General features: G+C 62.7%; 21 protein-coding genes and 1 pseudogene. 15 read left to right on the top strand and 7 right to left on the bottom strand.

Going from position 1 to position 22,921, the window contains the following annotated elements; genetic code table 11:
- Positions 1 to 118: 118 nt before the first annotated feature.
- Positions 119 to 1,003 (bottom strand): LysR family transcriptional regulator, encoded by an 885-nt coding sequence (locus NP503_RS00935; RefSeq protein WP_032899521.1) that lies wholly within the window; start codon positions 1,001 to 1,003, stop codon positions 119 to 121.
- A 262-nt stretch (positions 1,004 to 1,265) separates the two neighbouring features.
- Between NP503_RS00935 and NP503_RS00930 the strand changes: the two genes are divergently transcribed.
- Both NP503_RS00930 and NP503_RS00925 read left to right on the top strand, forming a co-directional pair.
- Positions 1,266 to 2,018 carry an SDR family NAD(P)-dependent oxidoreductase gene (locus NP503_RS00930; RefSeq protein ID WP_024504891.1) on the top strand — a complete coding sequence of 251 codons (753 nt, stop codon included), beginning with the start codon at positions 1,266 to 1,268 and terminating at the stop codon, positions 2,016 to 2,018.
- A 64-nt stretch (positions 2,019 to 2,082) separates the two neighbouring features.
- Positions 2,083 to 3,321: an amidohydrolase family protein gene (locus tag NP503_RS00925; RefSeq protein WP_024504890.1), complete on the top strand. Its 1,239-nt coding sequence runs from the start codon at positions 2,083 to 2,085 to the stop codon at positions 3,319 to 3,321.
- Positions 3,322 to 3,900: 579 nt separating this feature from the next.
- Here the strand turns inward: NP503_RS00925 and NP503_RS00920 are convergent.
- The 6 genes from NP503_RS00920 to NP503_RS00895 form a co-directional block, all read right to left on the bottom strand.
- Entirely contained in the window at positions 3,901 to 4,737 is an 837-nt protein-coding gene (locus NP503_RS00920; protein WP_127267273.1) for an SDR family NAD(P)-dependent oxidoreductase, read from the bottom strand.
- Between the two features lie 326 nt (positions 4,738 to 5,063).
- Positions 5,064 to 6,563, bottom strand: coding sequence for a tripartite tricarboxylate transporter permease (locus NP503_RS00915; RefSeq protein ID WP_127267272.1), 1,500 nt, complete (start codon positions 6,561 to 6,563; stop codon positions 5,064 to 5,066).
- 26 nt (positions 6,564 to 6,589) lie between these two features.
- Entirely contained in the window at positions 6,590 to 7,090 is a 501-nt protein-coding gene (locus tag NP503_RS00910; protein ID WP_032899542.1) for a tripartite tricarboxylate transporter TctB family protein, read from the bottom strand.
- Between the two features lie 199 nt (positions 7,091 to 7,289).
- Entirely contained in the window at positions 7,290 to 8,258 is a 969-nt protein-coding gene (locus NP503_RS00905) for a tripartite tricarboxylate transporter substrate binding protein (protein WP_164748757.1), read from the bottom strand.
- Between the two features lie 403 nt (positions 8,259 to 8,661).
- Positions 8,662 to 9,600 carry a thioredoxin-disulfide reductase gene (gene trxB / locus NP503_RS00900; RefSeq protein WP_032899518.1) on the bottom strand — a complete coding sequence of 313 codons (939 nt, stop codon included), beginning with the start codon at positions 9,598 to 9,600 and terminating at the stop codon, positions 8,662 to 8,664.
- Between the two features lie 157 nt (positions 9,601 to 9,757).
- Positions 9,758 to 10,525, bottom strand: coding sequence for a glutaredoxin domain-containing protein (locus NP503_RS00895; RefSeq protein WP_024504884.1), 768 nt, complete (start codon positions 10,523 to 10,525; stop codon positions 9,758 to 9,760).
- Positions 10,526 to 11,009: 484 nt separating this feature from the next.
- On the opposite strand from NP503_RS00895, the gene NP503_RS00890 reads away from it, so the two are divergent.
- From NP503_RS00890 to NP503_RS00830, 13 genes and pseudogenes are all read left to right on the top strand, one after another.
- On the top strand, positions 11,010 to 11,756 hold the full coding sequence (locus NP503_RS00890; protein WP_024504883.1) for an SDR family oxidoreductase: 747 nt from the start codon (positions 11,010 to 11,012) through the stop codon (positions 11,754 to 11,756).
- A 471-nt stretch (positions 11,757 to 12,227) separates the two neighbouring features.
- Entirely contained in the window at positions 12,228 to 13,625 is a 1,398-nt protein-coding gene (gene leuC / locus NP503_RS00885; protein ID WP_245456763.1) for a 3-isopropylmalate dehydratase large subunit, read from the top strand.
- 2 nt (positions 13,626 to 13,627) lie between these two features.
- Positions 13,628 to 14,242 carry a 3-isopropylmalate dehydratase small subunit gene (leuD, locus tag NP503_RS00880; protein ID WP_127267270.1) on the top strand — a complete coding sequence of 205 codons (615 nt, stop codon included), beginning with the start codon at positions 13,628 to 13,630 and terminating at the stop codon, positions 14,240 to 14,242.
- A 150-nt stretch (positions 14,243 to 14,392) separates the two neighbouring features.
- The gene (locus NP503_RS00875; protein WP_127267269.1) at positions 14,393 to 15,235 is read left to right on the top strand and encodes a fumarylacetoacetate hydrolase family protein; all 843 of its coding nucleotides are present in this window, start codon (positions 14,393 to 14,395) and stop codon (positions 15,233 to 15,235) included.
- Positions 15,236 to 15,316: 81 nt separating this feature from the next.
- A pseudogene (locus tag NP503_RS00870) lies at positions 15,317 to 15,418 on the top strand (protein-L-isoaspartate(D-aspartate) O-methyltransferase); the annotation flags it as partial.
- A gap of 240 nt (positions 15,419 to 15,658) precedes the next feature.
- Positions 15,659 to 16,552: a LysR family transcriptional regulator gene (locus NP503_RS00865; RefSeq protein ID WP_024504879.1), complete on the top strand. Its 894-nt coding sequence runs from the start codon at positions 15,659 to 15,661 to the stop codon at positions 16,550 to 16,552.
- A 213-nt stretch (positions 16,553 to 16,765) separates the two neighbouring features.
- Positions 16,766 to 17,869, top strand: coding sequence for an isocitrate/isopropylmalate dehydrogenase family protein (locus NP503_RS00860; RefSeq protein WP_127269679.1), 1,104 nt, complete (start codon positions 16,766 to 16,768; stop codon positions 17,867 to 17,869).
- A 22-nt stretch (positions 17,870 to 17,891) separates the two neighbouring features.
- Positions 17,892 to 18,641: an SDR family NAD(P)-dependent oxidoreductase gene (locus tag NP503_RS00855; RefSeq protein ID WP_127387153.1), complete on the top strand. Its 750-nt coding sequence runs from the start codon at positions 17,892 to 17,894 to the stop codon at positions 18,639 to 18,641.
- An 18-nt stretch (positions 18,642 to 18,659) separates the two neighbouring features.
- Entirely contained in the window at positions 18,660 to 19,427 is a 768-nt protein-coding gene (locus NP503_RS00850; RefSeq protein WP_127268074.1) for a 2-keto-4-pentenoate hydratase, read from the top strand.
- A 46-nt stretch (positions 19,428 to 19,473) separates the two neighbouring features.
- The gene (locus NP503_RS00845; protein ID WP_127268073.1) at positions 19,474 to 20,529 is read left to right on the top strand and encodes an amidohydrolase; all 1,056 of its coding nucleotides are present in this window, start codon (positions 19,474 to 19,476) and stop codon (positions 20,527 to 20,529) included.
- A gap of 175 nt (positions 20,530 to 20,704) precedes the next feature.
- Complete coding sequence (locus NP503_RS00840) at positions 20,705 to 21,376, top strand: amino acid ABC transporter permease (protein ID WP_024504874.1); 672 nt, start codon at positions 20,705 to 20,707, stop codon at positions 21,374 to 21,376.
- A gap of 10 nt (positions 21,377 to 21,386) precedes the next feature.
- Positions 21,387 to 22,043: an amino acid ABC transporter permease gene (locus NP503_RS00835; RefSeq protein ID WP_127268072.1), complete on the top strand. Its 657-nt coding sequence runs from the start codon at positions 21,387 to 21,389 to the stop codon at positions 22,041 to 22,043.
- A 63-nt stretch (positions 22,044 to 22,106) separates the two neighbouring features.
- A complete protein-coding gene (locus tag NP503_RS00830; RefSeq protein WP_127268071.1) occupies positions 22,107 to 22,910 on the top strand; it encodes a transporter substrate-binding domain-containing protein in 804 nt (267 codons plus the stop codon).
- Positions 22,911 to 22,921: the final 11 nt, after the last annotated feature.

Raw genomic sequence — 22,921 nt, 5'->3', positions numbered from 1 at the left:
TTCGCTCGGCCCTCTCTGCGGCAGGACTTATATGGGCCGACCCGGACCCTTCGAAGTCGTCCTTTGGAAAGCTCGCATCGTCGGACGCGACGCACCGGTTAGCCGGCGGACCAGCCTCTCAACTGTTGGTAAGGTGCTTCAACAGCAGCTTCACGGGTGGTGGCAGGCCCTGACTGTCCTGAACGCAGATGTTCCACTGCCTGACTGCCCAAGGCTCGTCGAGCGCGATTGCCGCAAGCATGCCACCCGTTACATAACGGGCGGCACATCCCGCCGGCACGAGGCCGACGCCCATCTGCGCCTCTACCATTGTCGACACCGTCTCGAACCCGTTGACCCGGATTGGCATTTTCAACGGTTTGCTCAGCTCAGCCGCGGCGCGAATGACGAGCATATCCAGAAAACTTCCCCTGCTTGGCCCGATCAGGTCATAATCCGGGAGGTCGGCGAACTTGACGGAAGTTTGCGAGCTTAGCGGGTGGTCCCTGTGAGCCAGCACCACGAGGCGGTCGCTGCGATACGGGATGTATTTCAAACCGCGACGGGGCACGACGCCACCGAAGACGCCGATATCCGCAGCGTTCTCGGCCACCGCGTCCACGGCCTGCTGGCTGGTGCCCTCCTCCAGATCGATTCGAATGGCCGAATGCGTCCCCAGAAAGTTGCTCAGATCCGACGGCAGATGCTGGATGATCGTCGAAACACTCGCAAAAATGCGGACCTGCCCGCTGACGCCACTGGCGTGATGGGCAAGCTCAATCTCCATCTGCTTCAAGTCGCGGAGCACGACGCGCGCATGGTGGAGCAGCGCCTGCGCTGCCGCGGTCAGCTCCAGTCCCTTCGAGCTGCGGTGAAACAAAGGCGTACTGAGGCGTATCTCGAGATCGGAAATCCGCTTGCTCACCGCCGATGCCGCGATGTGCTCGCGATCGGCCGCCTTGGCGATACTCTGCTCTTCGCAAACGGCGACAAACAGCTGAAGCGAAAGAAGGTCAAAACGCAATGTAGCTCCCCCTCTCCGGCATATTCCATCCATGTCAGGCCTGCGAAACACGCAGCCAGTCACTGCTAATAGCTGTTGACCGCACGGATGCAACTGTCGCAAGGGCATCATCGCGGATCGCGAAGCAGCCATTCCAAACGAAGTCTTTTGCGAAAGGCCATCGCAGTCAATACGTTCTGGCACGCGCTTGTCGCGAAATCGCCACCGGTTCCCCCGTGGAACATGCTTCAATCAATAATTCAATCAGAGTGCGTCTTCGACCATGAATCGATATGATCTTGAGCAGCGCGTAGCGATTGTCACGGGCGGAGCGCAGGGCATCGGGTTCGCAGTCAGCGAGCGGATGCTGGCATCCGGTGCCAGGATAGCGATCTGGGATCGCGATGGCGCTGCGTTGCAAAAGGCTCTCAATCAGCTTGGACGAACCCGCGACGTGCTTGGGATTGAGACTGACATTGGCGACCTCGCGTCGGTGGAAGCGGGCTTTGCACACACGCTGGAACGGTTTGGCAAGATCGACATACTGATCAACAATGCGGCGTTGGTCGGGCCGAACATGCCGACCTGGGAATATCCACCCGAGGCCTTCGCACAGGTCCTGAGTGTGGGATTGATAGGGACTTTCAACTGCTGCCGCGCCATCGTCCCTCATATGCGGGAGCTTAACTACGGGCGCATCGTCAACCTCAGCTCCATTGCCGGCAAGGAGGGCAACCCCAACGCGGTCGCCTACAGCTCCATGAAGGCAGCCGTGATCGCCTTGACGAAGTCACTGGGCAAGGAACTCGCAGGGCAGAACATCGCAGTCAACTGCGTCACTCCGGCGGTTGCCAAGACGCCTGGGGCAATGGAGCAGTCACCGCAACACATCGAGTACATGCTTGCCAAGATTCCGCGCGGCCGCATGCTCGAACTTGGCGAAGCCGCCTCCATGATCTGCTGGCTAGCGTCAGAGGAGAATTCCTTTACCACCGGCGCGGTGTTCGATCTTTCCGGCGGCAGGGCAACCTACTGACCGTAGCGCCCGTCAAATTCCGCGGCGCACGTGGCGGCGCACCGATCCAACAAGGAGACTGCTGATGCCTTCCTACATATTCGAAAACGCGCGGATCGTTGACGGCTCCAATGAGGACGGCGAGCACGACCGTTTCGTCCGCGTCAGCGGCAATGTTATCGACGAGGTTTCAGACAAGCCGATCCGGGATAGCAACGCGCATCGCTTCGATCTGCGCGGGAAGACTTTGATGCCGGGCCTGATCGATTGCCATGTGCACATCAATTCCGGAGTTGCCGATCCGGCCGAAAACTCGTTTCTGCCAAACGAACTCGTCGCCTATCATTCGGTGCGGATATTGAAGGGCATGCTCAATCGCGGTTTCACCACCGTACGCGACCTCGGCGGCGCGACTGTGGCTCAGGTCCATGCGATAGAGCAGGGTCTTATCGAAGGTCCTCGCCTGGTCATTTGCGGCAAGGCCATGGTGCAGACCGGCGGCCATTCGGACTATCGGACGCGCTACGACATGATCAGTGGCGACCGTCAACTCGACCAACTCGGCTCGGTAGGACGCATCGTTGACGGCGTCGACGACTGCCGCCGTGCCGCTCGCGACGAGGTTCGCAAGGGCGCCAGATTCATCAAGGTGATGGCCAATGGCGGCGCGGCATCCTCCCATTTTCCTCGGCCATATCTCGGCTATTCGATGGATGAGCTGCGCGCGTTCCAGGACGAAGCCGACAAGGCCAAGATGTATGTGTCGGTGCACACCCACACCGACGAGGCCGTCGCACGTGCACTCGAATGCGGTATTCATTCGATCGAACACGCGACACTTATTACCCCTCAAACCGCTGCCACCGCTGCGAAGCAAGGTGCGATCGTCACGCCGACGATCGCCGCCTATGAAGCGCAGATCCGCGAGGCCGATGCGCTGAAGCTGGATCCCGGCTTTGTGGAACGCCTGAAATGGGTGCGCGCAAGAGGTCCCGAATCGCTGGAGACGATGCGGGCAGCCGGCGTCAAGCTGGCTTACGGCACCGACGTGTTGGGCTCGATGCACAGCTATCAGTCCGAAGAGTTCCTGATCCGCGCGGAGGCGCTGCCGGCGATCGAGGTGATCAAATCGGCAACCCTTACCGCCGCCGAACTCGTCCGTATGGAAGGCAAGGTCGGCACGATCGCGGCAGGCGCCTTTGCCGACCTCCTCGTGGTCGACAAGGATCCCGTGAAGGATCTGTCTGCGCTGGGCAGTCAAGGCCGCTACATGTCCGCCATCATGAAGGATGGTGCATTCGTGAAGAACCAGCTCGCAGCCTAGGCTCACGCTGGGACCAATCACGCCGCCATCCTTTTGCCAGTCTTGAGATGTCCGCTCCGGGGGCGGACCGGCTGTGTCACTTGGATATCGACAAGTCTTCCGCGTTCACGCCTTACATCGTGGAATGCGACGAGGTCCATCCCATCGAAGGCTCTGAGCCCGCGTCCAGCCAACTATCCCAATGCTGAATTCGACCGCCCTGGTGTCCGCGCATGCTGGAGGTCGCGCATTTGAGCGAAGTTTCAGTAACTGCTGAGTGGAGGGACATAGCTCGTTCGAAGAGGCGACGCCAAAGCTTTGAAGGGCTGCCCTATTTGCTGTTGGCGCCGATCGCCATACTTCTGGTTCTGGTGATCGTTTATCCGCTGGTTGAGGCCGTGCGGTCTGCCATGACGGACGCATCTTTTGCCCAACTGGGCACGCGCCCGCTTCAGCGGTTTTCAGAACTTCATCAAGCCGGTCAACGACCCGACCTTCCCTCGAGGAGAGCTGCCTTGCCGGAAAGAGGCAAATCCCTTGTCTGGCTGGTTGTTCCCCTCCCGCCACGCTGTACATGGGAGGTTAGTCCATGGAGGACATTCACCCCTTCTTCGGCGCCAACGCTGCGAGCGGAGTGGCTAGCTCCGGCCAGGCCGCGGTCCGGTGGGTCTGAAGCTGCGGGTCGCTGGTCGTATTGTCCCAATCGACCGCGAGGAAGCGTTTGCCGGTTATTTTGTCGCCCTCGCTGGTCAAGAGCGCCAGAATCATCGGAGCCATCATCTCGGGGCGGATAAGCGTCTCGCGATCAAGGCCATCCCTATCGGGAACCATGGCCGTGTCTACCGGCCCGCCCGGCAACACGACGTTGACGGTGATGCCTGATTCATCGAGTTCGCGCGACAGCATCATCGACCATGCTTCGAGAGCCGCCTTTGACGGTCCGTAGGGGGAAAAGCCCGGCCGCATCATGGTCAAGTAGCTCGTGCTGACGTTAATGATGCGGCCCCATTTCTGCGGACGCAGGCGCGGAACGACCTGGCGCGACATGTTGAACGTGCCGCAGACATTGGTCAGCATGAATTTTTTCCACAGTTCTTCGCTGACGTCTTCGATCTGCAAGGGGAGAGTCTCGTAACGTGGGTGCACGGCGTTCATGCCGAGCGCGGCATTGTTGATGAGGACATGCAATCCACCGAAATGCTCTGCAGCAGCATCCACGCCCCGTTTGCAATTCGCCGGATCAGTGATGTCGACCTGCAAGGCAAGGAACTTGTCTTTCCCAACGCGCTGCTCAACCCGGCTCACACCATCCAGATTGATATCCATGCCAGCAACACGCACCCCTTCCTTGACAAGCGCTTCAGCAATGGCAAGGCCGATACCTGCACCGGCCCCCGTTATGATCGCAACCTTCCCCTTGAAATCCGAATACGGCATAAATCCTCCCAATTGCGTGGCTTAGTCCGTCGATCGGGAACGTTCCGATGACAACGGGCCAACTAGTCGCCCAGGAGGCGACGCAGTTCTGATAATGATACGACGGCGTTAGCCCCAGTCGCGATTGGGAAGTGATGCATCGTCTCGGACGATGCCACCAGCGCTCATCCTTGGCCACGGCGTCACTTGCCAATCGCGTCGGTCGACCGTCCGCAATTCGGATAGCTCCCATGCAACTCTGTCAAGACCTGCGCGACACCATTTTTGGAAGGACTCAATCGCTGGCTGAGATGCCTGACGCGCCGGTTTTTCCCTCCTACCCGAAGTCACTCCTGAAACGCTTCCTCGCGCTTCGAGCGTATGCTGGGCAACAGCACCAGGACCAACAGTATCGCGGCCAGAACGATCAGCATGAGGCTGCCGGGCCGGGTGAGGAACACGGTCGGGTCGCCACGGGAAAGCACCATTGCCCGCCGCAGGTTCTCCTCCAGCATCGGTCCCAGCACGAAGCCGAGCAGCAGCGGCGCTGGTTCGAAGTCGAGCTTGATCAGGATGTAGCCGACGAGGCCGAACAGGGCCATTGTGTAGATGCTGAACGAGTCGTTGTAGACGCTGTAAGCGCCGATGCAGCAAATCGCAACGATCGCCGGAGCGAGGTAGTGGTACGGCACCATCAGCATCCGCACCCATATGCCAATCAGAGGCAGGTTAAGCAGGACCAGCATCAGATTGCCGACCCACATCGAGGCGATCAGACCCCAGAACAGGGCCGGCTGCTCAGTGGCGACATTCGGGCCAGGTGTAATGCCCTGGATAACCAACGCGCCGATCATCATCGCCATTACCGGGTTGGAGGGGATGCCGAGCGTCAGCATCGGGATGAATGAGGTCTGCGCGCCGGCATTGTTGGCGCTTTCTGGCGCCGCGACCCCTTGAATAGCGCCCTTGCCGAACTGCGACCGGTTTTTCGAGACACGGCTCTCGACCGCATAGGCCGCGAACGATGCCAGGACTGCGCCACCGCCGGGCAAGATCCCAAGCACGGTGCCGATGCCAGTCCCTCGCAAGACCGGGGCTATGACGCTCTTGAGCTCCGCAGCCGTCAACATGAGTTTGCTCACCTTGCGAACAATTACGTTGCGCTTCTGCTCATGCTCGATGTTGAAGATGATCTCGTTGATACCGAATACGCCCATGCTGAGCGCGACGAAATCGAGCCCGTCGGCCAAGCTCGGTATGCCGAACGTGTATCGCAGCGTGCCGCTCTCGACATCGGTCCCGACCAGGCCAAGCAGCAGGCCCAGCACGATCATCGCGAACGCCTTGAGCAGCGAACCTGACGCAAGCGTAACTGATGCAACGAGGCCGAGCACCATCAGGGAGAAATACTCTGCCGGGCCGAACTTCAGCGCAAAGCCGGCCAGCACCGGAGCGAACAGCGCCAGGATGAGCGTTGCGACCGTTCCGGCGAAGAACGAACCCAGTGCCGCCACCGCCAACGCCTGACCCGCCCTGCCCTGCTTGGCCATCTCGTAGCCGTCAATCGCGGTCACGATCGAGCCGGCTTCGCCCGGCAGGTTGATCAGGATGGCGGTGGTGGAGCTTCCGTATTGCGCACCGTAGTAGATGCCGGCCAGCATTATCATCGCCGTGTCGGGCGACAGGCTGAAGGTCAGCGGCAGAAGCATGGCAATTGTTGCCACCGGCCCGAGACCCGGCAAGACCCCGACAGCTGTGCCTAGCAGGCAGCCGATGAAGCAGTACAGCAGGTTCCACGGGTTCAGTGCCGTCTGGAAACCAAGCTCAAGATTGGAAAAGAAGTCCATGAAAAATGTTCTTCAGCTGGTGATTTTCACGGGCTGGGGGAAGCCGAAGGCCACCAGTAACCGAAAGATAGCCATTGCCCGATGATCGGGATGGGCAATCCGAGCGCATAGACGAAAAGGAAGGCGCAGACGAGAGACAGCACGAGGGCTAGCGTGATGGAGGGGATCCACTTCGTGTAGCTGCTGGCCATGGTCGTCGCCAGAATGCAGAGCGCCAGCGAGATGAACAGGCCGAGCCCTTTGAGGGTTAGGGCGAAGACCATGATCGAGCCCAGGACGAGGACAAGCGCACGCCAAGGGATCGTCAGCGCCTCGCCTGCCCCGCTTTTTGAACGCAATGCGTTAACGATGATGGCAAGCCCCAGAACGACCATCAGCAGGCTCAGAACGATCGGAAAGTAGCCCGGCCCCATTCGCGAAGCGCTGCCGACCGTCAACCCGCGACCGAAGTAAAGGAACGCTGCACCGGTGGCGAGCACCAGCGTCCCACTGATCACGTCTCTCGGCTTTTCAAGTTGAGATGGCATCGTGAGGACCCGGTGCATAAATCATAGGCCGAAGCAGCAGGAGCCATGGTAGGTCAGAACCTGCCTGGTTCGGGGTGCTTGATGCCGCTTGGCGATATGGGGCGATTGGCGGATTTCGCATCGAAAATTCCAATCCGCGCGCAACGTTCATGCCAGACTTAGGGCGGCCCAAAACGAATGAGCCGCCCGCGACGAACCGTCAATCGGTAATCCGGATGTTCTGCTTTTCGGCGATGGTCTTGAACGTGTCGAGTTGCTTGACCACGAAATCCTTGAACTCAGCGCCGGCAAGCGGCGACGTATACAGGCCAGAGTCAGCCAGACGCTTTGCCACTTCCGGCTTGACCAAGGCGTCGGCGACGGCCTTGCTCAGCTTGTCGGTGACCTCCTTAGGCATGTTCGCGGGACCCATGAGGGCGAACCAGCCCGTGACGGTGGCGTCGCCGAGGCCGGCTTCGGCCAAAGTCGGCACATCCGGCACTACCGGTACGCGCTCGGGAGAGGTCACGGCCAGCAGCTTGATGGTGCCAGTGTTGAGATGGGCGGAGATGTCCTTCACCGTGCCGAACATGCCGTCGATCTGGCCTCCGACGAGGTCGGTCACAGCACCGGCAGCACCTTTGTAGGCGACGTGGGTGATGTCGATGCCTGCCGCCAGGGCCATACGCACACCCTCAATGTGCAGCGAACCGCCAACACCCGAAGAGCCGTAGTTGAACTTGCCGGGATTGGCCTTCGCGTATTCGACGAAATCTTTCATGGCGTTGAGCGGCAGCTTCGTGCTGACAGCGAACACCAGTGGAAACTCGACGACCCGGGAAATGAAGGTCAGGTCGTCCGGGATCTTGTAGGCCACGTCCGGCTTGACGGCCGGCAATATCGCAATCGCGTCGTTGTTGCCAAACAGAAGCGTATAGCCATCTGGATCCGCGCGCTTGACGGCATCAACGGCGATCGCCGAAGAGGCGCCGGGGCGGTTATTGACGATCACCGGCTGTCCGAGGCTGGTCGACAGTGACTCGGCGAGGACGCGGGCGGCGAAGTCGGTTGCGCCACCGGGGAGGTAGCCGACGATTACTTCGATCGGCTTGTTCGGATAGTCATCAGCCGCCTTGGCGCAGTTGGCGCCAGCGAGCGACAGCAGTACCAGCGACAGCGCTGCCAGCATGGCATGGGCTGATTTTTTGTAGGATCCAATCATTCTTCTCTCCCTTTTTATTGCTTCTTCGAGGCTTCCATCCCGCAGCGAGACTTTGCTAGCGTCACGTCCCAAAGGAACCGTAGACAGCGCACCCGAATTCCTGCCGCCAACTAAAAGCCCATCACCGTTCCTCTTGGCCTCCCGCGGCACTTCGCGACGGCATGGCCGACGGCGCAGTACGGCGACCTTATAAAAAGAAACGGCGCAAAAAGGTGAGTCGTAGATTCTTATGCCGGCATCGCACACTGCGAGGATAAGGCTTCTGCTCGGAGCCAGGTGCCGCGGTATGCTTTACCGATAGACGGCGGAGCGGAGAGAATATGGCAAAGCATGGTAGAGCGAGCCAGGCCCGGTTGCGCAGCCGCAAGCATTACGAATGAGGGTGAGCGAGGAACCGTTCCGCCTCGATGGCGGCCATGCAGCCGAGGCCGGCAGCGGTTACCGCCTGCCGATAGACATCGTCGCTTACATCGCCTGCCGCAAAGACGCCCGGAACGCTGGTGCGCGTCGATCCAGGCTCAACCCAGATGTAGCCACCGGGCTTCTGTCGGAGCTGGTCGCCAAAGACCCGGACGGACGGGCTGTGGCCGATCGCGACGAACAGCCCGTCGGCAGGCAGGTTCTGCACGGCACCCGTTCTGGCATGCCTGAGGCGAATGCCTTCGACGGAGAGCGCCGGTTCTTCGTTGCCCAGAACTTCATCCACTACATGCTCCCAGACGACCTCGATTTTCGTGTCGTTGAACAGTCGTTGCTGCAGGATTTTCTCCGCTCGCAAACTGGCACCACGGTGCACGAGCGTGACCTTAGACGCATATTTGCTGAGGAATAGCGCTTCCTCGGCCGCGGTGTTGCCCCCGCCAACCACCACGACGTGCTTGCGGATGAAGAATATGCCGTCGCATGTAGCGCAAGCGGAGACACCGAAGCCGCGGAAACGCTCTTCCGAAGGCAGGCCAAGCCACCTGGCCTGGGCGCCGGTCGCGATGATGAGCGCCTCGGTCTCGTAGCGCTTGCCGGACGACGTGATTACCCTGAACGGCCGCTCGCTGAGATCGGCGGTTTCGACATGGTCAGTGACGATAGTCGCCCCGCAGTGTTCCGCCTGTTTCTGCATCTGCTCCATGAGCCATGGGCCCTGGACGATGTCGGGGAATCCCGGATAGTTCTCGACATCCGTGGTTACCGTCAGCTGTCCACCAGGTTGCGGCCCACAGATCAGCACGGGATTGCACAGCGCGCGTGCCGCATAGATGGCGGCGGTGTAGCCCGCCGGCCCCGACCCGATAATGATGACCCGTGTGCTCATTCGTTCGCCCAAGATTGCTGGTGGGTTTGCCCGGCTCGACGGTATTGCCCGCCCGCCTCGGTTATCCGCTGCCTCGCGCCCGCTCCGAAAAGCAGCGGTCCGACGTAGCCATCAGCTGGCATGGCGGGAGAGGCCGTCGTTGGCAACCGGGGCGGCGCTATTCCCAGAGGGCGACCGGCATCGGCAGACCGTCATAGAGTTTCGCGTCGACAGTCTTGGAGAGAGGAATATCAAAGCCTTCGAGTACCGCCTGCAACTGGCGCGTATGCTGCGCCGAGTGCCAGGTCTGGCGCTCAAGTACCTCCCAGCCCGAACGCACGCCATAATAAGTCCGGACGGTCCATAGGCAGGCGCGGTCCTGCAAGCCATCCCACCAGCCCGTCAGGGTCGCGATCGATGCGTCGGCAAAAGCAAGGATGTCGGCATTGTTCTTCATGTCATCAGGCGCGGGAAGATTGACGTAGTGCGCCCAATCCTCGAATTCTCCCGCGACGTTGCGGACGAATACGTCAGGTATCTGGAAAATGTGATAGGCAAGGCCAAGGACCGTTCGCTCCAGGCGGTTCGGAATGGGATGGTGGCCGAGCTTGTCCACCGGAATCTCCACGATCAGTGATCTCGCTACCGCGAGAAATTCCTGCCAGCGCCGATGGAGCTCTTCAGGCGGCAGTCGCTCGACGCCGTCTCGCTTCCTGCCGACGAACTCGGCGACCTGGTCGAGCGACTGGGCGAAGGTGAACTTCTCGCCGCGCGATACGACAGGCAAAGACTTCGCGCCGAGCTTGGCGAGGTCGGCTGCGCCTTGCTCGTTCTCGAGCAGGTTCACGGATTCGAACGGCACGCCGAGACTGGTCAGGAACTCCTTCGTCTTGACGCAGGCCGAGCATCCAGGCACCCAGAAAACCCTGATCGGATCGGTGTACATGTATAAATCTCCTGCTCTTGAACCGAGAATCTTGAAATCCTTCGATTTGCGTGCGGCGCGGCGGACCACGCGACCCCAGTCGGGATCAGCCGGCAAACTGTAGCGTCCCCGGATTGTCTAAAGCGTCGTGGGCAGCAACTGAAGACGCCATTCGGGAAGGGGGGCATCGTGATCGGCGATGTGCCGGGCCGCGGCATCGTCGGGCACGATGCTTTCCTTCCCGTTTGCGACTTTCGATCATGGAAGCCTGCTTTTAAGAGAGGCCGAGACTGGCGCCACGTCCGCGTCGGCGCTCTCGTCTGAACCATGAAGGGGCAAAGAGAGCATTCAATGCCGAGCAGCCGGTCAAACGCTATCAGAGCGGGGCATGCTCCATTTGGCCCGGGGGTGTGCCGGCGAAGATGAGCTGGGCTCCTACCACCCGCCGCCTCCCGTAGGTTCTCACCACCAGACGGATGCGGGCGCCAACATTGAGGGATTGTGAATGCGACTTGCGGGAAAGACTGCGCTGATTACCGGCGGAACGAGCGGCATCGGGCTTGCTGCGGCGCGGACATTCGTCCGCGAAGGCGCGCGTGTGGCGCTCTGCGCACGCGACGGCAAGAAAGCCCAGGCGCTGGCAGCCGAGCTGGGTCCGGGTAGTGTCGGCGTCCACATGGACGTCTCCGACCTGGACTCCATCGCGGCTGGTGCGGTGCTTGCCTCGGAAGCGCTCGGAGGCATCGACATCGTCTTCGCCAATGCCGGCATCACCGTGTTCAAGCCGTTCGCCGACTGGACCGGCGAGGATTTCGATAAGCTTTTTGCTGTCAACACCAAGGGCCAGTTCTTCACGGTCCAAAAGGCAGCACCCTTCATGCGCGATTGCGGCGTGGTGATCCTGACGGGGTCGATCGCCGCCAAGACCGGTCAGCCCAATATGGCACTGTACGCGGCTTCGAAGGCTCCGGCCTTGGCCCTAGCCAAGGCGATTTCGGCAGACCTCTTGTCGCGCCGCATCCGTGTCTTCTGCCTGTCGCCAGGACCAACCAAGACCGCCGTGTTCACCAGCGAAGGACCGTTCGCCAACGGCGCCGAAAAGGCGCTGGCGACCGTTCAGGCACGCGTGCCGATCGGCCGCGCCGCCGATCCATCCGAGCAGGCGGAAGTGGCGCTTTTCCTCGCCTCCGACGCCTCGTCCTTCATGCTGGGCACCGAGATCGTCGTTGACGGGGGCAAGAGTCAGCTTTGAGATGACCGCTCGGCGGGCCTGTCCCTTGAAAGATATGCGGCATTGTTAGGAGCCAGCTAACTGCACTGGCTTCCAAGCCCCAGGGGCCCCCCGTGTTGCTTGAAGAGAAGTAGTTTGGACGGTCTGTTCGGATCGACGCCCGTTGCCGGGAGTCGGGTTGGATGCGCCCGTGGACGAGCGTCGGGAGGGGAAGCTGTCCACCCGACACGCCTTGGCCAGAATCGATGGTGAGCCGATCAACTCGGTGCGACAATCGCCAGTCATCGCGCGTTGCGATGACACCCTTCCCAACAAAGACTCCTTGGGGCGGACGTCACTACGTTAGAAAATGGCCCCGAACGTATCGGCGGGCGCCATGCTACTCACCGGCTGCGGCTGAGCATCACCGCCTTTGGTTGCTTGCTTCGTTTGATCTGCTTCCTATGGGAGAAAAATATGATGAGCTTAGGCCGGCCTCGCGCGGCTCTCACCATGCTGGACAAGATCTGGTCGCAGCACAGCATCCTCGACCGCGCGGACGGTGAGACGCTGCTCTATGTCGACCGGCATCTCATCCACGACGGTTATCAGCCAGCATTCGAGTTCCTGCGGGCGCGCGGCTTGCGCCCGAGAGCTCCTCATCAAATTTTCGGCACGCCCGACCACTACGTGCCGACTGACGTGCGTCAGGTTGCGCGCATTCCCAGCGCCGAGCGCCGCGGCATGGTCGAGTCGCTGATGGAGAACGCCAAGGAGCTCGGCTTCACCGTGTTTGAACTTGCCGACAGCCGGCAGGGCATCGTGCATGTCATCGGCCCCGAGCAGGGTATCAGCCAGCCGGGCATGACCATCGTTTGCGCCGACAGTCATACCTCGACGCACGGCGCGCTGGGCGCTCTGGCGTTCGGCGTCGGCATGACGCAGGCAACGCAGGTGTTGGCCACCCAAACGCTATGGCAGCGCAAACCGAAATCCATGCGGATTTCCGTCGAGGGCGAACTGGGCTTCGGCGTAAGCGCCAAGGACGTCATTCTCGCCATTATCCGTAAGATCGGCGCCGCTGGCGCGGTCGGCTATGTCATCGAATATGCCGGCTCCGCCATCCGTGATCTGACCATGGAAGGCCGCTTGACTGTCTGCAATATGTCGATCGAGGCCGGCGCGCGCGCCGGCATGATCGCGCCAGACCAGGTGACGTTCGACTATGTGAAGGGCCGGCCCTATTCGCCCTCGGGAGAAGCCTGGGACAAGGCGGTCGAGCGCTGGTCGCAGCTCGGCTCGGATCCCGACGCCGTGTTCGACAGGGAAGTCACACTCGACGCGGCCGAGATCGCGCCGATGGTAACCTGGGGCACGAGCCTTGAGGACGTCGCTCCAATCGACGCGCTAGTGCCAGACCCGGATCGCGCCAACACCGCCGAGCGCCGCGAAGCCATGTCGAAGGCGCTTACATATATGGGACTCGAACCCGGCACGTTGCTGGCTGAAATCCCGGTCGACCGGGTATTCATCGGCTCGTGCACCAATGGCCGGATCGAGGACTTGAGATCCGCCGCGGCGGTCGTCAAAGGCCGGACGGTCCATCCGAGAGTCGAAGCTTGGATCGTGCCTGGGTCTGGCCTGGTCAAGGCTCAGGCGGAGGCTGAGGGGCTGGACAGCATCTTCCTCCACGCCGGTTTCGAGTGGCGCGAGGCGGGCTGTTCGCTTTGCCTGGGAACCAATGGCGAGACCGTGGCTTCCGGCAAGCGCTGCGCCTCGACCTCAAATCGTAATTTCGTCGGCCGACAGGGTCGCGGCGCACGTACCCACTTGATGAGCCCGACCATGGCGGCCGCAGCCGCTATCACCGGCCACCTCACCGACGTTCGCCAGTTTCAGCGAGGAGAATGACCATGGAACCGTTCAAGTCGGTCACGGCGACCGCCGTTCCCTTTCCTGGCGTCAATGTCGATACCGACCAGATCCTGCCGGCGCGCTTCCTTTCGAAACCCCGCGCCGAGGGCTTTTCCCAATATCTCTTCCACGATCTGCGCTTCGACGACGGCGGCAAGGAGCGGGAAAATTTTGTACTCAACACGCCACCCTATCGCCACGGCGAGATCTTGGTTGGCGAAGATAATTTCGGTTGCGGCTCGTCGCGCGAAAATGCCGTCTGGGCGGTTGCGGATTATGGTTTCCGGGTTGTCGTCGCGCCGAGCTTTGGCGACATCTTCTTCTCCAACAGCTTGAAGAACGGTCTGCTGCCAGTGGTACTGAAACGCGACGCAATCAGCAGCATCATGATCCAGCTCAAGGAACAACAGGGGGCGACCATTGAGGTCGATCTCGCCGCACAGACTCTGACCGCCCCGAACGGAGCGGTCCATTCCTTCGAGATAGATGAGTTCTCCAAGCACTGCTTGCTAAACGGCATCGACGAACTCGACTACACGCTGTCACAGAAGGACCAAATCGATGCCTTCGAGAAGCGCCACGCGGCCGAGCAGGGCTGGACCGTTCCGGACTGATAAGCGCGAATGCCTTCATCGCCCAAATGGCAGGTTTGGCGTAGCAAGGAACTTGTTGTCTATCGGCCGCGACCTTCCGGCTTTTGCGGCCGCCACGACTGCCGACTACGTCTTTAGAACGTGAAGTCATGTCGAGGAGTGACCCCTAAAATGAAGTTGTTGCATTATGGCCCGTTGGGCCAGGAAAAGCCCGGAATGCTCGATAAGGACGGCCGCATCCGCGACCTATCTGGCAAGGTGGCCAACATTGCCGGTAGTACGTTGCTTCCGGAAAGTCTTGACGCACTACGCGCCATCGACCCGATGACCTTGCCCTTGATCGAAGGCAACCCGCGCCTCGGTGCCTGCGTTGCCGGCACCGGCAAGTTCATCTGCATCGGCCTGAATTATTCCGACCACGCCGCAGAGACGGGCGCGACGGTGCCGCCGGAGCCGATCATCTTCATGAAGGCCACGTCGGCCATTGTCGGCCCCAACGATCCGGTCGAAATCCCGCGTGGATCACTCAAGACCGACTGGGAAGTCGAGCTCGGCGTCGTCATCGGCAAGACGGCAAAATACGTGTCGGAGGCCGAGGCGATGGACTATGTCGCGGGCTATTGCGTCATCAATGACGTTTCCGAGCGCGCCTTCCAGGCTGAACGTCAGGGCCAGTGGACCAAGGGCAAGTCCTGCGATACGTTCGGACCGACCGGCCCGTGGCTGGTGACGGCCGACGAGATCGACGACCCGCAGAACCTCAAGATGCATCTCGAGGTCAACGGGCGCAAATTCCAGGACGGCTCGACCAAAACGATGATTTACGGCGTCCGCTATCTGGTGTCCTACCTGTCGCAGTTCATGAGCCTGCTGCCGGGAGACATCATCTCCACCGGCACCCCTCCTGGCGTCGGCCTAGGCCAGAAACCGAACATCTTCCTCAAGGCAGGCGACGTCGTTACGCTCGGCATCGAGGGCCTCGGCATGCAGCGTCAGGAGTTCTACCAAGGCTGACAGGGGCACACGCCCTGCACAGCGGCAACGGTTCGGGAAACTCGGCTACGACAACGTCGCGGTGCGCGCGGGCGACGCACCATGGGCTGGCCGGACGCCGCGCCCTTCGACGCCATCCTGGTGGCGGCTGCCGCGCCCGCCCCGCCGCCCGCCCTGCGCGAACAGCTCGACATCGGTGGCCGGCTCTTGATCCCGTCGGCGAAGACCCTACAGCCAGCGTCTCGTCAGGACCGCACGAAGGGCAGCCGCGACCTACAGGGAGGAGGATTTCGGCGGCGGCCGGTTCCTCCCGCTCATCGGCGAACAATGCGGGGCCCGAAGAGGACTGACGCGCGGCGCCAACCGTTCCCAATCCGGCCGCGCTTGACGCTGCCGGATTGTCGCTTAAGGACTAGCGGTTCCACCCAACAAAGGCAGAACGGCATGTTCCATCCCGATTTCACGACGCTCAGAATCTTCCTTGCCGTCTACAATCTGGGCAACATCAGCAAGGCGGCGGCGCGCGAGAACATCGCGTCGTCGGCGATCAGCAAGCGCCTCCACTCGCTTGAATCGGAACTCGGGGCGCCGCTGTTCTATCGGCATTCGCGCGGCGTCGAGGCGACGCCCGCCGGCGAGATGCTCGCCAAGCACGCGGCGACCCTGTTCAGCCAGATCAACCGGATGACCTCGGAGATGAGCACCTTCGCCTCCGGCGTCGCCGGCCAGGTGCGCATTCACGCGCACACCTCGGCCATCGTTCAATACATGCCGAGCCAGATCGCCAGCTTCACCAAGGCCTATCCCTCGGTGAAGATCATCCTGGTCGAGGATTCGAGCCTCGGCGTCCTGCAGGCGACGATCGAGGGCCTGACGGACATCGGTATCCTCGCGGGCAACATGGCCTTCCCGGATGCGCTGGATGTCTTCGACTACAGGCACGACAAGCTGGTGGTTCTGGTTCCGGCCGGCCACCCGCTCAGCACGTCGGGCGGGGTGCGCTTTGCCGACACGCTCGGCTTCGACCATGTCGGGCTCGCCGTCACCAGTTCGCTCGGCACCCTGCTCGCGGGTGCGGCCGACGCGCTCAGCATGACGCTGAAGACGTGCATCGAGGTGAAGACCTTCGAATCGGCCGTGCGTATGGTCGAGGCCGGGCTCGGCATCACTATCCTGCCGGACGGCGTGCTGGCCGACAAAGTCGGCAACGACCGGGTCTGCGCCATTCCGCTGCTCGACGAATGGTCGACGCGTCCGCACGTCATCTGCGTCCGCAACGACCGACAGCTGACGACCGCGGCGCTGTTCATGCTCGATCACCTGCGGTCCGTCCCATAGCGGTGATCGCCAGCCGCCGCCGATCGTCGCTGTTTGATAAGGGGGGCCTGCCGAACCGATACTGTCGCGTCGGCGGCAGCCATCATAACGTCGCGCCGTGTTCACCAGTATCGGGTCCAGGATCGCAAACCGGTCTTCGGCAAGCGCGATGCATCCATTCAAAGCGTGGGCGTCCATCCCCGTCGGGGAGATACGGCGCTCCGGGAGAATTTCATGAGAGAGAACTCTTTTCGGCTCGCGATCATGCCGGGCGACGGCATCGGCGTCGAGGTTATGGAGGCGGCGACGGCGGTGCTGGAGGTGATCGAGAAGCGTCACGACATCGGCTTCAAGATGGAGCGCGTCAATGGCGGCGCCCGCCAGTATCAGGAGACCGGCGTCGCCATGACCGAAGAGGGATTCGAGGCGGCCGAACGGGCCGACGCCATCCTGTTCGGCGCCATGGGCTCGCCGGACATCCGCCATCCCGACGGCACCGAGCCAGCCCCCCAGCTCGACATGCGCTTTCGCATGAAGCTCTACGCGGGCCTGCGCCCGATCCGGGCCATTCCCGGCGTGCCGCTGGCGCTGGCTTCGCCGCGCGCTTCCGAGATCGATTTCGCGCTGGTGCGAGAATCGACCGAGGGGCTGTTTGCCTCGCGCGGCAAGGGCATCGTGACCGACGACAAGGTCGCCACCGACACGATGCGGATCACGCGCGACGTCACGGAGCGGGTGTCGCACTTCTCCTTCAAGCTCGCCGAGCGACGCGCCCGGCGGCGCAAGCGCAAGGGCACGGTGACGCTCATCGACAAGTCAAACGTGTTCCGGTCGTTCGCCTTCATGCGCAAGATCTTCTTCGAGGTCGCCTCGCAGCATCCCGACGTCACGGCGGCCCAGCATTCGATCGACGCGACCGCGCTCGACCTCATCCGCCGGCCGTGGGATTTCGACGTGATGGTCACCGAGAACATGTTCGGCGATATCCTGTCGGACCTGGGGGCCGGACTCGTCGGCGGCATGGGCTTCGCGCCGTCGGCCGATATCGGCGACGATCACGCTTTGTTCCAGCCTTGCCATGGCACCGCGCCCGACATTGCCGGCCAGGGCATCGCCAATCCGGTCGCGATGATCCTGTCGACCGCCATGATGCTCGACTGGCTCGGCACCCGCCATGGCAGCGAGGCCTGCCTGGAAGCATCCGACGAGATCGAGGCCGCCGTCGACGCGGCGTTTGCCGCCGGCTCGGTTCGTCCCTATGACATTGGCGGCAGCGACGGCACGGGCGCGATCGCCCGGGCGATCATCGAGCGACTGGCGCCGCGCGCCAGGGTCTGAACGCAGCTTCAGGGTGGAATTCATGGCACTATCTCTTCCCGAAGCACTCGACCTCAGCGGCCAGCGCATTGTCGTCACCGGCGCGGCGAGCGGGATCGGCCGGGCGACGGCAAGCGCTCTCGCCAGCCTCGGCGCCGACCTGCTGCTCGCCGATGTCTCGAGCCTCGACGCAACCTGTGCCGATCTCACCGCCCACAACGTCGTTCCCGAAACCTTCCAGGGCGACCTCCTGGCGCCCGGCGCCATAGCCCCGCTCTTCGCCTCCGGGCCGGTCCGCGCGGTCGTCCATTGCGCGGGCATCGTTCCGGCGCAGATTCCATGGGACCAGGACCCGAACTGGGAAGCCCGATTCGCCCGGACCATGGCGGTCAACGTCCGGCTACCGATCGAACTCGGTCACGCCAGCATCGCCCACATGGTCGGGAACGGCGGCGGCCGGTTGATCCTCGTCGGCTCGCTCGCCGGCTGGCACGGCGGCACGCTGACGACGACGCCGCCCGATTACGTCACCTCGAAGGGCGGGTTGCACGCGCTAGTCCGCCTGCTTGCCCGCAAGGCTGCGTCGGGCGGCGTCCTGGTCAACGGCGTCGCCCCCGGACCGGTCGTGACGCCGTTCAGCGCCAACATCGACTTTCCGCGCGAAAACTTTCCGCTCGGACGCATGGCCACCGCCGAGGAGATCGCTTGGCCGATCGCCTTCCTGTGCACGAAGGGGGCGAGCAATTTCTGCGGCGAGATCGTCAACGTCAATGGCGGCGTCTTCTTCGCCTGATGACGGGCCGTTGACGCCATGAGCGACAGCTTCGATCCCGACCGCGCGGCAGAGGGACTGGCGAACGCATGGCGCGCCGGTGCGCAGCCGGCCGGATTGCGCGCCGACGTACGGCCGCGCAGCCTCGCCGAAGGCTACGATGTCCAGGACCGGCTGATCGCACTCCTCGGCCATGCGGTAGTCGGCTGGAAGATCGGCCTCGCCGGGCGCAACTTCTATCGCGGCGCCGGTCTCTCCCGTCCGATCTTCGGGCGCATCCTGGCGCCGCGCCGCCACGTCAGTGGCGAAGACGTCATCGTGCCCCGCGATGCCAGCGTCACTATCGAACTGGAGATCGCGCTCGTGCTGGCGTGCGATGCGGGACCCGTCGTCACCCCAGACCTGATCGAATCCGCGCATATCGGCTTCGAAATCGTCTCCTCGCGCCTTCCCGACCGCCAGAGCATCGGCGTGCCGGCCACGATCGCCGACAATTGCGTGTCGCATGCGGTGGTCCTGGGCCAAACCGTCGATCTTGACGCGATCGGCGACATCGCCGCACATGCCGGCGTCACGGTCGACGGCCATTTGCGCGCCCGCGGCCTGCGCGGCGACGATCTGCCCGATACGCTCGCGGTGCTCGGCCACCTGATCGCGCATCTGCGCGAACGGGGACAGGTCCTGAGGCGTGGCGGCGCGGTCTTCACCGGCACGCTGACGCAACCGTTCGACGTCGCGGCGCCGTGCGAACTCGCCGTCACCGGCACGGGATCGGCATTGCGTTGCCGGCTCGTGCCCGCTCCGTGAGGCAGCCGGCTTCGCGGTCCACCGACAAATGAGACAGGGAATACCGATGCGTTCGTCCAGACTGCCCACCCGATACGGCCGTATTTTCCCGCCGGACGAAGCCTGGCTGGCGACGGCAGAGCCGGAGGTCATTCTCGACCCCGAATTGGAGATCATCGACACCCATCATCATCTCTGGGACCTTCGCACCACCAGCGGCCACCGCTACATGCTCGACGAGTTCCTCGCCGATGCCAACAGCGGCCACACGGTCGTCGCCACCGTTCACATGAACGCTTACGAATGGGATCGCGCCTTCGGCCCGAAGGAGATGCAGCCCGTCGGTGAGACCGAGGTCGCCGCCGGCATCGCCGCCATGTGCGACAATGGCATCTACGGGCCGATCCGCGTTGCGGCCGGCATCGTCGGCTTCGCCGACCTGATGCTCGGCGACGGCGTCGCGCCGGTCCTGGAGGCGCATGTACGGGCCGGCGGCGGTCGTTTCCGAGGCATCCGCCACTCAGGCGGCTGGGACGCCGACCCGATCATCGGCAACAGCTTTCCGGGCATCGCGCCCGGGCTTTACGGGCAGCCGGATTTTCGCGCCGGATTTGCCCGGCTCGTCGCCATGGGCCTGTCCTTTGACGCCTGGCTCTACCATCCCCAGCTCGCCGACGTCACCGACCTCGCGCGCGCCTTTCCCGAGGCCTGCATCGTCATGGGCCATTGCGGCTGCCCGCTCGGCTACGGCCCCTATGCCGGCCGCAAGGACGAGGTCTTCGCCGCCTGGAAAGCGTCGATGGCCGAACTCGCCACGTGCCCGAACGTCTCGATCAAGCTCGGCGGCATGATGATGCGGCTTGCCGCCTACGACTACAACACCCGGCCCGCGCCGCCGACCTCGGCCGAGCTCGCCTCCATGTGGGGTCCCTACATCGAGACCTGCATCGAACTCTTCGGAGCCGACCGCGCCATGTTCGAGAGCAACTTCCCGGTCGACCGGATGGGCATCGGCTATGCCGCCCTTTGGAACGCCTTCAAGCGCATCGTTTCCGGCGCATCCGACGGCGTGAAACGCGGGCTGTTTGCCGGCACCGCGCGGCGCGTCTACCGGCTGGATTGAACCGCCGCGCGGGCGGCGCCAGCCAACACATTTGGCGAGGTGGGGGGAACCGAACCGATAATATCCCTGCATCGCGCCGCCGGCTTAAGCTTCCCCGATAGGGAAGGCGCGCGCGGTCGGCGGATCGGAGCGTGGCGGGCAGGCATTTCTGGAGCAGCCGGAAGTTAGGGAGGTCATGCAGTATCAGCTCCTATTCGCGCCCGTGTTCGCGAACATGGACCATCTTCTAACGGGCGCGTGGATCACCATCCAGCTCTCGTTCGTTGCCATGATTCTCGGCCTGATCGTCGGCGTCGTGCTGGCCTTTGCCAAGACCGGCGGGCCGCCCCCGCTGCGCTGGCTGATCGACGCCTATATCGAGCTCGTCCGTAACACACCCTTCCTGGCGCAGATCTACTTCATTTATTTCGCGCTGCCGGAATTCGGCATCCGCATGACGCCGAACACCGCCGCCATCGTGGCGCTGGTGGTCAATGTCGGCGCCTTCGCCACCGAGATCATCCGGGCCGGCATCGAATCCATCGCCAAGGGCCAGGTCGAGGCCGGCGTCGCGCTCGGGCTCAACCGCCTGCAGATCTTCCGCTACATCATCCTGAAGCAGGCGGTGCGTACCATCTACCCGGCGCTGACCAGCCAGTTCGTCTACCTGATGCTGTCGACCAGCGTCGTCTCGGTGATCTCGGCGACGGACCTGGCCGCCGCCGGCAACGACATCCAGCAGCGAACCTTCACCGCCTTCGAGGTCTATCTTGTCATCACCGGCATGTACCTCGTCATGTCGCTCGGCTTCTCCGGCCTGTTCCGCCTGATCCAGCGCCTCGCCTTTAACTATCCCTTAAGCCGGTAGGAGCGAGGTCATGATCCGCCCCTTCGGCATACAGGAATTCTGGTTCATCGTTCTGGCTGTCCAGTGGACCATCGCGCTTTCGGCCGCCGCCTTTGCCGGCGGCGCCGTCGGCGGACTCGTGGTGGCGCTGGCGCGGGTGTCGAAATACCGGCTGCTCTGCCTGCCGGCGCTCGGCTTCATTCGCCTGTTCCAGGGCACGCCGCTCTTGATGCAGCTCTTCCTCACCTATTTCGGCCTGCAGATCATCGGCTTCGGCGTCAGCCCCTGGGTGGCGGCCGCACTGGCGCTTACCGTGCACGCCGCCGCCTTTCTCGGCGAGATCTGGCGCGGCTGCATCCAGGCGGTGCCGGAAGGCCAGAGCGAGGCGAGCTGGGCGCTTGGCCTGTCCTATTTCGATCGGATGAAATCGGTGATCCTGCCGCAGGCCGCGCGCATCGCCGTGGCGCCGACCGTCGGCTTCCTCGTCCAGCTGATCAAGGGCACGTCGCTCGCCTCGATCATCGGCTTCGTCGAGCTGATGCGCGCCGCGCAGATCATGAACAACGCGACCTACTCGCCGCTCAAGGTCTACGGGCTGGTGACCATCATCTACTTCTGCCTGTGCTGGCCGCTTTCGGTCTACGCCCGGCGCATGGAAGGGCATTACGCCGCTCTGGCGACACGCTGACGTCTCGAATTGTCCGGACCCTCGATGTCGGGGATCCATTTTTTGAAAGGGAGGATACACCTGATGACACTCTGGAAAAATGCTCTGACGTTCGTCGCGAGCGTCGCGGTCGCGGCGGCCGTCACCGTGATGCCGGCTTCAGCCCTGACCTTGAAGGAAATCAAGGACAAAGGCACGATCACCGTCGGCTCGCTGGTCGATTACCCACCCTTCGGCCTGCTCGATTCCAACGGCCAGGCCGTCGGCTACGATCCCGATCTCGCCAAGGAGTTCGCCGACAGCATCGGCGTCAAGCTGACCATCCTGCCGGTGACCTCGGCCAACCGCATCCAGTACCTGCTGTCGGGCCAGGCCGACGTGCTGTTTGCCACGCTCGGCATCACCGAGGAACGCCTCAAGGTTGTCAACTTCTCGGTGCCCTATGCCGGTCTCGAGCAGTTCGTCTATGGCGACAAGGATATCGCCATCACCGACAAGGCGGGCCTCGCGGGCCAGACGATCGGCGTCACCCGCGGCACCACGCAGGATACCGCCGTGACGGCAATCGCCGCGGCCGACACCAACGTCCAGCGCTACGACGACGACGCCTCCTCCGCGCAGGCACTGATCTCCGGCCAGGTGCCGCTGCTCGGCGTTGCCGACATCGCGATCGGCCAGATCGAAAAGACGGCGCCGGACCGCTTCACCAAGAAGTTCCTGCTGCGCCAGCAGGCGCAGGGTATCGTCGTGCGCAAGGACTCGCCCGAGCTGCTTGCCGCCGTCAACGACTTCCTGAACGGGAAGAAGAAGGACGGAAGCCTGGGCAAGCTGCACGAGCAATGGATGAAGGCGCCGTTGCCGGACTTCATCGAAAACGCCGAGAAGTAGGTTCAGGCACG

It is taken from the genome of Mesorhizobium sp. SEMIA396, from assembly GCF_024518615.1.
In the GTDB taxonomy this organism is placed as follows: Bacteria; Pseudomonadota; Alphaproteobacteria; order Rhizobiales; family Rhizobiaceae; genus Mesorhizobium.
This window is presented reverse-complemented; position numbering and strand designations above follow the sequence as displayed.